Origin of the sequence: Glaciecola sp. 2405UD65-10 (assembly GCF_048820975.1) — a bacterium.
Classification (GTDB): domain Bacteria; phylum Pseudomonadota; class Gammaproteobacteria; order Enterobacterales; family Alteromonadaceae; genus Glaciecola.
The window spans coordinates 23649-38169 of record NZ_JBMEUF010000004.1 but is presented as its reverse complement, the minus strand read 5'-3'; the positions used below and the strand labels follow the sequence as shown (position 1 = coordinate 38169).

Below are 14521 nucleotides of genomic sequence, written 5' to 3'. Positions count from 1 at the left end.
AGGAGAGTACTTTGTTTGATTACCAAATCCTTATTGCGGAGGCATTTGGCGCAGCGGCTGTGGTGTTAAACTTTATTGGGTATCGTCAGCAAGATATTAATCGTTATCGATTTATATCGGCTTTAGCCTTATTAGCGGTTAGCACACATTTCTTTCTTATTGATGCAATAGCGGCTGGAATAAGCTGCGCGCTAGCATGTGCGCGAAATATTATTGCCATGAGGCACCGAGGCATTCAGATTCTTGTTTTCTTTATAGCGGCTAACCTTGGGTTCTTCATATATGAATGGTTTTTCTTAGGCAGCAGTTGGATTATCTTATTTGCTTACAGTAGTTCTATATTATTTACTGTTGGCTCAATAATTCTAACTAGCGCAGTCAGAATTAGGCAGTGGTTCATTGCGGCGGAATCACTCGGTTTAATCTATACGGTTTTAGTGGGCAGTATTTTTGGTACAGTGTTCAACGTAACTAATTTGTGCAGTATTTTTTATACTCTTTATAGAGATAAACGTAAACAGCAAAAACTGGATAAAGCTACTGTAGAGTTAGACCAGTAACTAAAGAGTAGACGTGAAAACGGAGGCTCAATCGTCAGAAAAGCAAAAAGCCAGTTTTATTAAATAAAACTGGCTTTTATAATTTTAGAAATGCTTAAATCTTAGCCTTTCTTAACAAGTACCGAAACATTTACAATGCCAGCTTGCTTTACTTGGTCCATAACACTCACCACAACACCATGCTCGGTATTTTCATGGGCTTGGATAGCCGCTGATTCAGTGTTGTTTTCAGCAAGGAAAGTCTGCGTGTTAGCAACAACTCGTCTAATATCAACTACGCGTCCACCCATGTATATTTGACCTTGGTCATCAATACGGATAGATAAAGACTTACTTGGCTTGCTTTGGTTCTGGTTATTTTCAGGACGGTTAGCAGATAAACCTTTTTCATTAGAAAAGGTAGTTGTTACGATGAAAAATATCAACATAATGAAAACTATGTCTAGCATAGGAGTCATGTCGATTGCCGCGTCATCATCACCGGCGGTATGCTTTTTTCTCTTCATTGGATTGCTCTTCTTCTTATTTGATACCCATAGTATAACTATTCAGCAGAAAATGAATAGGGGGTATTTGTAAATTTCACATACAAATTAGGGTATTTTGACTAAGTTTTCGTCGTTAAAATGCTCAACTAAGTGCTTACACCACACTTTTATGCGTTCATCGCTTTGCTCAAACTGATTTTCATCATCTAATGAAAGCCCCACAAAAAACTGTTTATCATCAGTTAGGCCCTTTGAGGCGATAAAATCATAACCTTCATTCGGCCAATAACCTACAAGGTCACAATCTTTCACAATAATTTCATCATGCAGCATACCTAATGCATCTTGAAACCAATCGGCGTAGCCTAATTGATCACCAAGGCCAAATAATGCAATGGTCTTGTGAGTTAAATCTACACCGGCTATGTCTCCCCAGCTTGACTCCCAGTCTTCTTGGAGCTCACCAAAATCCCATGTGGAAATGCCAAATAGAATAATATCAAATTCTTTTGTTTTGCTTAAAGAAACATCTTTAATATCAAACATAGGAATTTGAATATTAAGCAAGGCTTGTAATTGCTGCTGAATTTTTTCTGCTGCCATTTCCGTATAGCAGGTTGTTGAGCCATAGAATATAGCTATGTTTGAGCTTGAACTCATATTGCGGGTTTACCTGTCATTTTAATACATCGTTATTTAATAAATGTTACTACATCACCGTTAGCTAATACTAGTTTACATGCTTTTTCATGACCATTTTCGTCAAGTTCCAGCAGGCCTAAACTTGTACCGTTGTACACATCTTTATGATCGACATCATTTTCTCGTTCTTTGATTGACATATTTCGGCGTTTAGTAAGGGCGTTGAGCGGCGATCTATGACTATAAAACCAGCGGTTGAAGCGCTCAAACCATGACAATAATTTATCGGGAAACTGGTTATGAATACCAGAGCAGGTAAATTGCGTAATTTTAGGGCTGTTTTTTCTAAACCGCAGGCTCACATCATATACAAAAGAATAGTGCACATCGCCCGATAGTATTATGAAATGAGGCGGTGTTTTTGTGTGCGTGAATATATTTAACATTACGCGCGCGGTTCCTCGGTGCGCCATCCAGTTTTCAGCATCTACCATTAAAGCGCCACCAAAGGTAATAAATATACGCTGAATAGCCTCAATAAACTTTACGCCGTATACAGGGGCTGCTGACACCATAATAACTGACTCTTTTCCAATTAGTTCATGTTGCAATTCGCACAGCGATTCCCATGTCATTAGTCCTGATGGTTTCTTTGCGTTCGTTTCGCTTTGCCACCGCTGGGTTCTTGTATCAAGCACTTGAATTGGAGGGCTTGTGTCAAGGCTGTATTGCCAAGCATGAAATTTTAAAACCGTATTAATAAATTCGTCGTGCTTGTTAATACCACTGGGTGAAAATGTTTGCTCAAGGTTATCTAGCAAAGGTGTCCAAGTATGCTCTGGATTGCCAAGCCCTTGGCAAAGTAAGTATGCAATTAAGGCATTTCCTACTATTCTCCTTGAAAAGCTGTTTTCGTATACATGCTCTTCCCATGAGCGAGTCAAATTCCAATCATCGGTTACGTCATGGTCATCAAAAATCATATAAATGGGAATATGCGCCATGGCACGTTCAACCTGCGCTAAGCCTTTGGCAAAATTGGCGATACTTTTTTGCTCTTGTTGATAGGTTTCTTGAAACTCGTCATCCACCTTGGCTTTATTCGTGTCTACAAACGGCCATAAACGTGACGACCATGACAATAAATAAAGCGCAATCATTTCGTTTAAGGCAATTAGGTGGTTTTTAGCATTCACTGACGTAAAAACGGGTTTGCGTTTGCCCCTGAAAAAAGCTTCAGTTAAATCTTCATTCGCTTCAGTATCGGGCAATAAATGTTCACGTTTATAGTATGAGTCGGGGTGGTCAAATAAATCTTCAGATGATTTAACGGTACTGTCTTCAAAACTTTCATGAAATAAGCCCAAACGCTTTATTATTTGCTTTATCGCACACAGCATAGGGCCTGCAACGTCATCTACATACACTTGATCACCCGTAAACAATACTAGGTCAGGGCGCTGGGCGCTTGCTGGGGTGTTAATGCTTTTCGCAATGAGCGCATCTAACTGGGGCAGGGCGTCATCAGCTGTGAAATGAGCTTTACGGCATGAGCCATGTATAACTTGGCTCAATTTTGTTGCAAACTTAAATGAAAATCGCGTCTGACCTTCGTACAGCAAATTGGGCAATAACTCGCTGAGTAAATGAGTATTAGTGTTGTTTGCTACTTGTACATCAAATTCATATATATTGCCATTTTCAAACAAATCGTTTTGCTTAAGTACAATGCTATGTATGAAGCAGTGTTCGCCTACAGGCGTCGACACTTGTTTTGCCCCATTTTGTTCATAGGAACAAAGGGGCGATTCACAATTATTGGGATAAAGGGCTACATTAACCTTAATATCTTCACTAGAGGCTAGCCATAGGGTAAAGGTATCGTGAGCAACGTGGCGCACTATTGGGCCCGCTAAAATAAGCGGAAGTTCGGTTTTACTTTCCAACATGCTTACAAGACATCCTATTCGCGCGTTTATATTCTTTAACTACTATTTCCCTTGCCCTTTAACATTAATTTACGATATCAGTAAGTTTAGGATCAGTGTCACTATTTTCTTTATTCTACTTATAATTCATAAGATTGCTATTGACTATATGCTAGCTTAAGTTACGGTTTAGCTATTATTTAACAATAAGATTATTGTTTGTTGATGCCTTTGGGGCGTTCCAATTTATCATTTTAAGGAATGAAATTATGTCTTTAAATCACGTAACGAGTGATTTTATGCGCTTATCAATAATTGTGCTAGGTGCAATGTTAAGCGCATGTATAGCATCTGACAAACAAATAAAAATAGCGCAGCCCATTGAAACGTCGGGTAAGTGGATACTCGAGGCTGACAATAGCAGCATGTTAGACCCACAAACATCGGGTTTAAGCTACTTTGATGGCAAACTCTTTAGTGTGTCAGATGGAAGCGCTCATGATTCGCAAATAAAGAAGCTACACATGATTCAGCCTCAAACAGGGGAAGTGGTGGGGAAACTAGGGCCTTTTGTGTTAAGCGAAGCACTACAGGCCAGTTGTTTTGCATCATATTTAAACGCACGACCTGACTACGAGGGCTTGGTAAGTATACCGGGTGAGCCTAATTCATGGCTACTCGTGACTGAAGATGCAACCCGTTCAGGGGAATACTCTGACGCTTGTAAACAACGCTTTGCTAATAGCGGCTCTACAGAACACCCAAGCCTTTTAGTAAAGGTGAGTCAACAAGATGATAACTTACTCATAGTTGGGGTTCGTGCACTTCAATTTGCTGCCAGTGATGCGGTAGGTAACTTTCCAAATGATGGTATTGAAGGGATTACAATAAGCAAAGATGGGCGAATATTTTTAGGCCTTGAAAAAGACAGTCAAACGAAACCTCGTATATTTGAACTCCCTTATACCCATACAATGTTTAAAACGCTCGATGTTTTTTTACCGGTGAAAGACAGTAATTTATGGCTGCCTGAAGTGGCTAAGGGAAATCACCCTATTAATGGGATGGATGTGTATTACCCTAATGACGCGAGCAAAGGCATTTTGATTTTGTCAGCCCGGAATGACAATCAACTCTGGATAGTAGATTTAGCTAAGCAACAACCCACCAAAGTGATTGATGTAGTATTTAAAGCTCCGTGCGAGGGCTCTGCCCCTTATAACATCGCCATCACGGGAATAGAAGGGATTGCGGTTCATCAAGATACCTTGTACCTAATAAATGACCCTTGGAAGAAAGTATATCCAGCCAATACAAATCTTGAAGCATGCCCCGGTGATAAAACGAAATATGATCGTATGTCACCTTTATTGTTTTCAATACCTGCAAATAAACTAATGATGGAATAAAGAACGTTCACTCAATGAATAGTTAAGTATAAATAATCAAATCTTGTAATTAAAGATCCACAAGTGCATGTTAGTGTAATTAATAAGCTAATAGACGAGGTGCACAATGCTTAAACTTTATGGATTTGATGTAAGTAACTACTACAACATGGTAAAAATGGCCATGGCGATTAAAGATATTGAGTACGAAGCCGTTCACACTTACCCCAATCAGAGCCCTGAGTATTTAGCTATTTGCCCTACGGGAAAAGTGCCTTGCCTACAAACGCCAGAAGGCGTAATTGCCGAAACCAACGCAATCCTTGAATATTTAGATGAAAGCTATGCGCAGTCACCATTAATTTGGGGTAATGCCTTTGAAAAAGCGCAAATAAGAGAACTTATGAAAATGGTAGAGCTTTATATTGAGCTCCCTGCAAGACGTTGTCATGCCGAAGCATTTTGGGGTGTTCAAGGTGAAGAATTAACTAAAAAAGAAGTTAAGTTAGCGCTTAAAAATGGAATGCAATTTATTGCGCGTACTGCCTCATTTTCGCCCTATTTAATGGGAGATAAAATAAGCGCCGCTGACATCATGTTTATGTATTCAGTTAACTTAGCATCTGCGGTTGCTAAAAAACTGTTTGATATAGACTTATTAAGCTTGGCGCCTGGTGCTCAAGAGCTTATGCAAACCTTAAACAGCATGCCAGAAGCACAAGTTATAGCGGCTGACTTACAAGAGGCTACGCCAGCATTTCAAGCATACTTACAAGCCGCCTTTGCTAAAAAATAACACTTTGCTCGTGTAAAAATAATGGCACTTTTGACACGAGCACGTCTACTTTACTTCAATCTGCTCGCAAAGGTTTTCTTGAACTTAGCTAGTTTGGGGGCAACTACCATATTGCAGTACACATTTTCTGGATTGTTACTGAAATAATCTTGATGGTAGTCTTCTGCCTGAAAGTAATTACTTAATGGTTCAACTTCGGTAACAATCGGGTTCGGCCATACCTCTTGTTCAGTCATTTCAGCAATTATCTGGAAGGCATCGTGTTTTTGTTCTTCCGATACATAATAGATTCCGCCTCTATATTGAGGGCCGGTATCATTACCTTGTTTGTTTAATTGTGTTGGATCATGCAGGGCGAAAAATATCTCTAGTATTTCACGGCGAGAAATCACCTCTGTATCAAAGTTCACCTGAACTGCTTCAGTGTGTCCTGTTGAGCCGGTGCATACTTGCTCGTAACTCGGGTTGTCGACTGAACCATTTGTGTAGCCGCTGTAAGCACTTACTACACCTTCAACGCTATTAAAGGCTGACTCAATACACCAAAAACAACCGCCTGCCAATGTGATACTTTCTGTTGCCATTATATTTTTCCTTTTCGCTAATTAATCAAGTAAGTGGGTGTGATTATTTTTATTTCAAGTCATCTAAAAACGCGTATTTACGTATTACTAATTTATTCACATTTTTATATAAACGTCGAGTACTTATGGCATTCACAATATTTTACGATGGATTGTGCCCTTTATGCGAAAAAGAAATGGCACACCTTAAAAAATACAACAACGAACATAAGCTGGCATTTGTTGATATTACCGATGACACCTTTGCCGTGAACTATCCTGATTTGGACTTTGATGCACTTAACGCACGTATTCATGGCATGCAAAGTGATGGCACAATGCTTATTGGCTTAGATGCTACTCATAAGGCATGGAGTTTGGTGGGTAAGGGGTGGCTATATGCACCTTTGCGCTGGCCCCTTATTCGATTTTTCGCTGATAAAGCTTACTTAGTGTTTGCCCGCAACCGCTACAAAATATCGTACTGGTTAACCGGTAAAAAGCGCTGCGACAATAATTGCAATCTTAAGCTATAAGCGCCCAGCGAAGGCTTTTTAAATGTAGAGATTAAATATGACACAAAACATTCTAATAATTGGCGCTAATGGCGGAATTGCAAGAGCACTTATTGATCAAATATGTGCGGCTCCGCAAACCCAAGTGTATACAGTTTCTAGGCACGAATATGCCAATAAGCACACAAATCAATTGCATACTGAGCTTGATTCTAGTGACGAATTACAAGTACAAGCCTTTGTGCGTAACTTACTTGATCAAAAGATTCGCCTCGACCAAGTTATATGCACCACGGGTGTATTACATACCTCGGGTAATGTGCAGTTAAAACCAGAAAAACGCTTAGAAGATATTAACGCATCACAGTTAGCCGAGTATTTCCGTGTAAATACTATTGTGCCAGCCCTTTGGATGAAGCAACTAGTTAAGGTGCTTAACAAAGAAAAAGCGAGTGTTGTCTTTTTTAGTGCCAGAGTGGGCAGTATTAGTGAAAACGAGTTAGGCGGATGGTATGGGTATAGAGCATCAAAAGCCGCTTTAAATATGCTGGTTAAAACGGCCAGTGTTGAGTACAAGCGCCGTTTGCCCAACGTGAGTTTAGCTTGCTACCACCCCGGCACTGTAGATACCGAGCTATCAAAGCCTTTTCAATCAAATGTAAAACCTGGAAAATTATTTACCGCTGATTTCACCGCAACACAACTGCTTAAACACATAGCCACCTTAGAGGCTGAGAAGTCACCCTACTATTTTGACTGGGATGGTCAAACAATCGCTTACTAATGGCTTATATAAGGGGCGAGAACCGCGAATTTTAGTGCAGACTTTTTTATTAACTGCTGTTAACATCCGTAAACAAACACAATAAATAAAAACAATAATAAAGGATATCTCATGGCAGGTTCTCGTGAGCAATTTGGTTCAAAACTAGGCTTTATTTTAGCCGCAGCCGGCTCGGCTGTGGGGATAGGCAATTTAGTAGGCTTCCCAGTAGGTGCTGCAAAAAATGGCGGGGGAGCCTTTTTGCTCATGTACGCCATTTTTGTGGTCGCAATTTGCTTACCCGTCATGATTGCCGAAATGACCGTTGGTAGAGCATCACAGAAAGACCCTCTAGGCGCACTTACACAGCTATCTTCAGGCAATGCCGGGTGGCGAATAGCGGGTTGGTTATCGGTTATTACTCCTTTTATGATTGCCGTTTTTTACTTGGTGATAACTGTTTGGATTTTCGGTTATTTAGTTGAAAGTATGATTGGCAACCTTGACGTTTTGGCAGACCCATCTACTTTCGGCAATTTTATTACTGGCAATAGCTTATTTGCTTATATGGCTGGTGTGCTGGTAATTGTTTATTTGATTTTGCAAGGTGGCGTAAAACAAGGAATTGAAAAAGCGGCAAAAGTGCTTATGCCAGCTTTATTCGTTATGTTGGTAGGCATGGTGGTATTTGTTCTTACAAGAGACAACGCCATGGCTGGGCTTGAGTTTTACCTTATTCCTGACTTTGATAAAATCAATGCAAATGTAGTTAATGGTGCGCTTTCACAGGCATTTTTCTCTTTGTCTTTAGGCATGGGGATTATGATTACTTATGGTAGTTATATTGATAAACGTTCCGATTTACCGGGCTCCGCAAAGCTAGTCGCATTAACCGATACTGCCGTTGCCTTTACCGCTGGCTTAATGATTCTACCCGCTATTTTCTCATTCAATCCAAATGTGGATCCGAATGAACTCAGTGAATCATCTATTTCGATGATATTTTCTTACTTACCTCAAATATTTTTAGCGCTACAAGAAAGCATTGGTTACGGCGGGGCAAGCACAGTTGCTAGCATCTTCTTTTTACTGGTATTTTTTGCAGCTATAACGTCGTTGGTGTCAATTTTTGAAGTGCCGGTGGCATCACTTATGAGTGAAAAAGGGATATCGCGTAAACCTTCATTGCTCATTTGTGGCTTGTTGCTTGTTATATTTTCGCTTATGTGTGCTTTCTCTTTTGGGTTTTATGACTTTTTCACAAGCTTTGTGACTTATGCGGGCTCTACGAAGTCATTTTTCGAGGTGGTTTATGATGTCTTTTACGATACAATTTTACCCTTAAATGGCTTGTTAATTTGCTTATTCGTAAGCTATAAGTGGAAAAAGGTAGCGTTTAATAATGAGCTCGATCAGGGCGCTCCAAATTTTCAAAAAAGCTTTTTAGAGCGCTATGTCAATTTCTCTTTAGGCACCTTCATTCCAAGTATTTTAGCGCTAATCTTTATTAATACTGTTGCCGCAAAATACTTCGGTGCAGCGCTTATAGGTTAATAGGTATTTGAAATATGGGTGCTTATATCTTATATAGGCACCATGGTGTAAGGGCTTGGATGTACAAGTTCAAGCCCTAGTTCACTAAAGGTTTGTGATGCATCTATTATTTTTGCCGGCCTTGCTTCATTTTTAATGAAACCAGGCTCAGGCAAATCAAGTGCCTTAGCACACCAACGGTAATACTCCGCTTTGTTAGGGTGTTCTGCAGCCGTTACGTTAAACCTCCCCAAGCTTTGCTTATCTATCAACTTACCAAGTACATTCAACATATCATCAAGATGAACTAAGTTGATAGATTCGTGCCCGCTGCTTATATCTTGTTTGTTACACAAGGTGAAAATTGGATGTCGATATTCGGCTTGCGGATTCGCGCTTTTGCTTGATTCATACACCTTAGGCCCTACTAAGCCACCTGGCCTAACAACGCTGTGCATATTGGGATAAGTATTAAGCAAATGCTGTTCAATGATGACGTGAGCTTTCGCTGAATCACTTAAAGGTGCAAGGTCGGTATTATTGTTAATTACGCCTAGCGTTCCATTAAATACAGACGTTGTACTGATAAAGCAAAGGTATTGCAATCCAGCATTAAAGGCATCATCAATGAGCTTTATCATTGCTGTGGTGTAGGTTTTGCTGCAAAAATTTCGTCTACCAGGCGGAACATTGAGCACAAGCGCACCGCCAGCACAGCGCGCTTGATTGATATTGCATTCACTATACAGCTGGAAAACATCACAAGTAACATTAGGCAGTAGCGAGGCTACATTAGCTTGCTTCTGGGCCGATTGCACAGTGCCAGACACGCTATAACCTTTGCTTTGCATGCGCTTGGCTAGAGGAAACCCTAGCCAGCCAAGACCAACAATATGAAGCTTCTTTTGCTTTACAATTTTTACCATGGAAAGCTTATTTTCCCACTACAATAATATTGAGATTACTTAAGGCACTTATGCTTTGTAGCTCAGTTTCAGCTGTATCAATGGCTTCTAGTTTTTCACATAAAAGCTTTGTTTTATCTTCTAGTTGTTCGGCCAGCGCTTCAGCTTTTTCTTCAATTTCTTCGCCCAAACTTTCTAAACGCTTCTCAACATCTTCAAAGTTTGTTTTACCACTCATTACTGATTGTAATAATTCAGCGGTAAAAGCCGCGGTCATCTCGGTGGTAACTTTGCTTATTTCATCATCAAAGCCTTCATTGCCGCCAAGGTCTTTTTCTAATTGTGCGCTTTTAAATGTTAAAGAGTCTGGATTAGCGTATACGTGGCCTTTAATAGCTTCACTAATGGCCATTAGCTTAGTATCAATCATTTTGGGCAGTTTAGTATTCGGGCCTAGTATTCCAATGGCTGTTTCCGACAATGAAACATTTGCAATCTGAATGGCTTCGCTACTAATATCTACCACAATAGGAATGGCTGCTTCTGCATTTGCGTAATAGGCTTTTGCATAATCAGTTTGTGCACTGCTAAGGCTAATTTGAGAGCCATCCACCGTTACTTTTCCAGCGCTATTAAATGTAACTACCTGCTGCTTGGTTGGAAATACTTGTAAAAGGTTGTTTTCAAATACAACATCACCTTTAAAATCAGCATTACACTGATTGTTACTAAATGATTGAGCTTGTGCGCTAAAAGCAATAAACGCGCTACTTACGAAAGCTACTAATGGAAGCGTAAAATTTTTCATAATTATCCTTTTGAGGTTATCCTGCTAAACATATGCTATACCCATATGGAGTTAAATGCATATAAGGTGTTTTTACAATCTAATGTAGAAGCATAAGCAAACGCAGTGCCAATAATAAAAGCATTAAAATTCAGTGGTTTAATTGTTTTCTCACTTCTGTGCGCCGTGTAAATTCGTAACATTGTATAAAATAAGCGAATATATCGCTAAATTGACCAAGATCATAAACTTTGTAAAAAGTAGTGTTGCGGCATAGGCTTGCGCAATACTTTAAGGCATAATACTTAAAATTGTTATCAGGAAACATATATGAACGAATTATTAACTACCGTGTTGTCTGGAGCCATGATGCTAGCCCTAGTATTAGGCTTATCTTGTATTGTAATGAGCTTCTTATCAGACAAAAGTGGTGCTGAGGCAATCAAAGAGCGTATTGAGTATGGCTTTTTTGGGGTATCAGGCTTAGCAATTACCGCTTTATTGGCCTTTGCAAGCGCATAAATCTCTTATCATTTTATAGATAAAAGCCAGCTTATAGCTGGCTTTTTCGTACGGTATTGCTAACACGCTGATAAGGCGAAAGCGAGAATACAGGTAAAATTGCGAATAAATGGTCAAAAATCTCTGATTGAATATGCTCATATTCAACCCAATTTTTATTTTTACTAAAACAATATATTTCAATAGGTAAACCCGTTTCGCTTGCCTGAAGTTGGCGCACCATGCACGTCATCTCTTTGTTGACTTCACTATGCTGCTTTAAATACGCATTTACGTAAGCTCTAAACGTGCCAATATTGGTTAACTTTCGGCTGTTAATTATGTCTAGTGAGGCTGATTTGCATTGCAATTCATCTTCGTCTAATTGCATCTTTTTGTCAGCTAAATAATGGGTGAGTAATTTCAACTTCCCCCATTTTTCTAGCATTTCAGGGCTGGCAAATCCAATCGTACGCATATCAATGTAAATAGAGCGTTTAATTCGTCTACCGCCGGACGTTGTCATGCCTCGCCAGTTTTTAACTGCATCAGCGGTAAGTGCGTAAGTAGGAATGGTCGATATTGTTTTATCCCAGTTTTGCACTTTAACAACGGTCAAGCCAATTTCTATAATATCACCATCAACCCCGTATTTAGGGATTTCTATCCAATCGCCGGTATTAAACATTCTGTTGGCGGCAATTTGTATACCTGATACAAAACCCAATATTGTATCTCTAAATATTAACAAGAGCACCGCAGCAACAGCGGTTAAACCCGATAATAAGTAAATGGGGCTTTTATCCAACAATAAGGAGATGATTAGAAAAATGAGGGCCAGAGTAAGAATTAATCGAGCAACCTGAATGAAGCCGGTAATGGGGGCTTTTTGTGACAGCACCGACTTCGTATATATAGCTTCGCCTGAGGTAAGCGCGGCTTGTAACACCATATAGAAGGCGAAAATAAGATACAAGCTACCTATTATAGAAATTAGATTGAAAATAGGCCATTCAGGGCTAATAAGCGCATATTTCCCTGCATATAAGCACAGGCCAGGAACAACGTGGGCAATTCGCCTAAATACACCGTGATCAACCAGATCATCATCCCAAGATACTTTCGTTGCGCCAACTAAACGAACCACTTTAAAATGAAGGAAAAAGCGAGTTAGTATGTATGAGCTAATTGCCGCGAATAATAGCATACCAACGCATATAGCTATAAATAACCAGCTATCGTTAGCTAACTCTAATCCAAGCTGGGCCAACACCTCTTGGATACTGTTATGAATAGCTTGAATATTATTTTGCACTGTAACTTGCCATCCACGCCTTCATGCGTTCGTTCTTTCCTTTCCAAAGTTCGTTTAACCAACCACGAAAATTAGATTGAAAATTGGGGTTATTAAAGTAGTCACCAATGAGTTCATTAGTAACAGGCAGTGTTCTCACATCTATTATAATACTTGTCATTCGACCGCAAAGCATATCCATCATAGGATGTGAAGAATTAGGGTAGGCTAATGTAATATCAAGTACATTGCTAAACAATTCACCCATTGCCGAGAGCGTAAATGCTATGCCGCCGGCTTTAGGCTGCAGCAAGTGGCTAAACTTACTCTTAGTTCTAGCATGTTTAGCTTCGGTAAAACGAGTGCCTTCAACAAAGTTAATTACGGTAGTAGGGCGGTTAATAAATTTACTACACGATGCTCGTGTGGTTTCAATATCTTTGCCGCGTAGTTGAGGATGCTTTTCTAGGTATGCCTGCGTGTAGCGGCGCATAAACGGCATGTCTAGTGCCCAGGCTGCCAAGCCAACAAAAGGAAGCCATATAAGTTCTTTTTTAAGAAAAAACTTAGGTGGCGGTATGCGTGGAGCACAAAAATCAATGAGCAGAATAATATCTAAGTAACTTATATGATTCGCCGTGATTAAATACCACTTCTGCTTGGATAGGGGCTCGTCAATATCTATGCGAATTTCAATACGGTTAAATATTTTGATCAAAGCAACGCTCAATATACCAAAAGATAAATAAAGCCGATGCATAACATTCAGCAGCAAGGCATTCATGCTTTGAAAGGGCAACAAAAATCGTAAACAACCAAACAGAATGATTAAACCGCCCCACAAAGCTAAATTAACCAGTTGAAAACACAGATGAATTGGGAAAACAATCAATGCCCGCAATTTATTCACTAAAGTGATACTCCTTTTCAAGCTGTTTTAGCTTATTATCTTTTTCTTGCCAAAGCTTGTTTAACCAGTTTTGAAACACTTGTTTTTGCTGGTCATTTTCAAAATATTCGGGAGAATAAATATTGTTCTGATATAGAGTCTTTATATCAATCGTATCAATATCCACCACTATATCTTTGACTTTACCGCAAATAAAATCCCAATAACTGGGAATTCCTTTGGGGTAGTAAATGGTTACATTAACTAATTGCGTTAGCTGTTCACCCATTGCGTTTAACACAAAAGCAATACCACCAGACTTAGGGGGCAATGTATGGCTAAGGTTTAATTGCTTGCTCAATTTTGAGCTTTGCTTTTTAGGCGTAATTCTGGTTCCTTCAACAAAGTTCATAATACTCACAGGCTTGTGCCTAAATATTTCACATGCCTTTTGGGTCGTCTTTAAATCGGCCCCTTTCAGATGCGGATTTTTTTCTAAGAATTTTTTCGAATAACGCTGCATAAATGGAAAATCCAAACCCCACCAAGCTAAGCCAAGAATAGGAACGTACAATAAGCTTTTCTTTAAAAAGAATTTTAAAAATGGAATTTGACGATTAAACACACCTTGCAAGACTAAAATATCTACCCATGACTGATGATTTGCTATTACCAAATACCATTGTTCAGTACTGAGATGAGAGGGTTTTGTGATGTGTATAGACGTGCGTGAAAAGATGCGTTGATTAAGTCCATTCACGCTTATCCAAAAGCTGGCGCATTCATCAACTATAATACTCATAATTTTTTGCCAATACGGGATTGGAATCAATTTAAAGAGCGAAAAAAACATAATTGGAATAAACCAAAAAACCGTATTTATAAAATACAAAACTACTGCAACAATGCCGTTGCATGTATAAAAAATTGATTTCATTTATCACATCACTTCTATTTAAACCCATAAAT

16 protein-coding genes are annotated in these 14521 nt (G+C 39.4%); 7 read left to right on the top strand and 9 right to left on the bottom strand.

From position 1 onward, the window contains the following. The first annotated feature begins 11 nt into the window (after positions 1-11). Positions 12-560 carry a YgjV family protein gene (locus ACOI22_RS16900; protein WP_420673318.1) on the top strand — a complete coding sequence of 183 codons (549 nt, stop codon included), beginning with the start codon at positions 12-14 and terminating at the stop codon, positions 558-560. A gap of 101 nt (positions 561-661) precedes the next feature. Here the strand turns inward: ACOI22_RS16900 and ACOI22_RS16895 are convergent, their stop codons facing one another. From ACOI22_RS16895 to ACOI22_RS16885, 3 genes are all read right to left on the bottom strand, one after another. Then, positions 662-1066, bottom strand: a complete 405-nt coding sequence (locus ACOI22_RS16895) for an ExbD/TolR family protein (RefSeq protein WP_420673317.1) — start codon at positions 1064-1066, stop codon at positions 662-664. Positions 1067-1153: 87 nt separating this feature from the next. Further along, positions 1154-1708, bottom strand: coding sequence for a flavodoxin FldB (gene fldB, locus ACOI22_RS16890; RefSeq protein ID WP_420673316.1), 555 nt, complete (start codon positions 1706-1708; stop codon positions 1154-1156). A gap of 32 nt (positions 1709-1740) precedes the next feature. Further along, a complete protein-coding gene (locus ACOI22_RS16885) occupies positions 1741-3639 on the bottom strand; it encodes an alkaline phosphatase family protein (RefSeq protein ID WP_420673315.1) in 1899 nt (632 codons plus the stop codon). Positions 3640-3887: 248 nt separating this feature from the next. Here ACOI22_RS16885 and ACOI22_RS16880 point away from each other — a divergent pair, with 248 nt between their 5' ends. Both ACOI22_RS16880 and ACOI22_RS16875 read left to right on the top strand, forming a co-directional pair. Beyond that, positions 3888-5027, top strand: a complete 1140-nt coding sequence (locus tag ACOI22_RS16880) for a hypothetical protein (RefSeq protein ID WP_420673314.1) — start codon at positions 3888-3890, stop codon at positions 5025-5027. A 106-nt stretch (positions 5028-5133) separates the two neighbouring features. Next, positions 5134-5802 carry a glutathione S-transferase family protein gene (locus ACOI22_RS16875; RefSeq protein WP_420673313.1) on the top strand — a complete coding sequence of 223 codons (669 nt, stop codon included), beginning with the start codon at positions 5134-5136 and terminating at the stop codon, positions 5800-5802. 50 nt (positions 5803-5852) lie between these two features. On the opposite strand, the gene msrA is transcribed toward ACOI22_RS16875, so the two are convergent. Continuing rightward, entirely contained in the window at positions 5853-6386 is a 534-nt protein-coding gene (gene msrA / locus ACOI22_RS16870; protein WP_420673312.1) for a peptide-methionine (S)-S-oxide reductase MsrA, read from the bottom strand. Positions 6387-6511: 125 nt separating this feature from the next. On the opposite strand from msrA, the gene ACOI22_RS16865 reads away from it, so the two are divergent. From ACOI22_RS16865 to ACOI22_RS16855, 3 genes are all read left to right on the top strand, one after another. Next, complete coding sequence (locus tag ACOI22_RS16865) at positions 6512-6901, top strand: thiol-disulfide oxidoreductase DCC family protein (protein ID WP_420673311.1); 390 nt, start codon at positions 6512-6514, stop codon at positions 6899-6901. Between the two features lie 37 nt (positions 6902-6938). After that, complete coding sequence (locus ACOI22_RS16860) at positions 6939-7664, top strand: SDR family NAD(P)-dependent oxidoreductase (protein WP_420673310.1); 726 nt, start codon at positions 6939-6941, stop codon at positions 7662-7664. 111 nt (positions 7665-7775) lie between these two features. After that, complete coding sequence (locus ACOI22_RS16855; protein WP_420673309.1) at positions 7776-9197, top strand: sodium-dependent transporter; 1422 nt, start codon at positions 7776-7778, stop codon at positions 9195-9197. A gap of 29 nt (positions 9198-9226) precedes the next feature. On the opposite strand, the gene ACOI22_RS16850 is transcribed toward ACOI22_RS16855, so the two are convergent. Together ACOI22_RS16850 and ACOI22_RS16845 are read right to left on the bottom strand one after the other, a co-directional pair. Then, positions 9227-10102, bottom strand: a complete 876-nt coding sequence (locus ACOI22_RS16850) for a hypothetical protein (protein WP_420673308.1) — start codon at positions 10100-10102, stop codon at positions 9227-9229. 7 nt (positions 10103-10109) lie between these two features. Continuing rightward, on the bottom strand, positions 10110-10889 hold the full coding sequence (locus ACOI22_RS16845) for a DUF2884 family protein (protein ID WP_420673307.1): 780 nt from the start codon (positions 10887-10889) through the stop codon (positions 10110-10112). Between the two features lie 309 nt (positions 10890-11198). On the opposite strand from ACOI22_RS16845, the gene ACOI22_RS16840 reads away from it, so the two are divergent. Then, positions 11199-11390 (top strand): hypothetical protein, encoded by a 192-nt coding sequence (locus ACOI22_RS16840; protein WP_420673306.1) that lies wholly within the window; start codon positions 11199-11201, stop codon positions 11388-11390. 31 nt (positions 11391-11421) lie between these two features. Here the strand turns inward: ACOI22_RS16840 and ACOI22_RS16835 are convergent, their stop codons facing one another. Genes ACOI22_RS16835 through ACOI22_RS16825 form a run of 3 tightly spaced genes read right to left on the bottom strand, consistent with a single transcriptional unit; the run spans position 11422 to position 14489 of the window. Beyond that, positions 11422-12684 carry a mechanosensitive ion channel family protein gene (locus ACOI22_RS16835; RefSeq protein ID WP_420673305.1) on the bottom strand — a complete coding sequence of 421 codons (1263 nt, stop codon included), beginning with the start codon at positions 12682-12684 and terminating at the stop codon, positions 11422-11424. Then, positions 12674-13573, bottom strand: coding sequence for an acyltransferase (locus ACOI22_RS16830; RefSeq protein ID WP_420673304.1), 900 nt, complete (start codon positions 13571-13573; stop codon positions 12674-12676). The genes ACOI22_RS16835 and ACOI22_RS16830 overlap by 11 nt, the downstream gene beginning before the upstream one ends. Further along, positions 13566-14489 (bottom strand): acyltransferase, encoded by a 924-nt coding sequence (locus ACOI22_RS16825; protein ID WP_420673303.1) that lies wholly within the window; start codon positions 14487-14489, stop codon positions 13566-13568. Before ACOI22_RS16825 ends, ACOI22_RS16830 begins: the two co-directional genes overlap by 8 nt. Positions 14490-14521 lie beyond the last annotated feature (32 nt).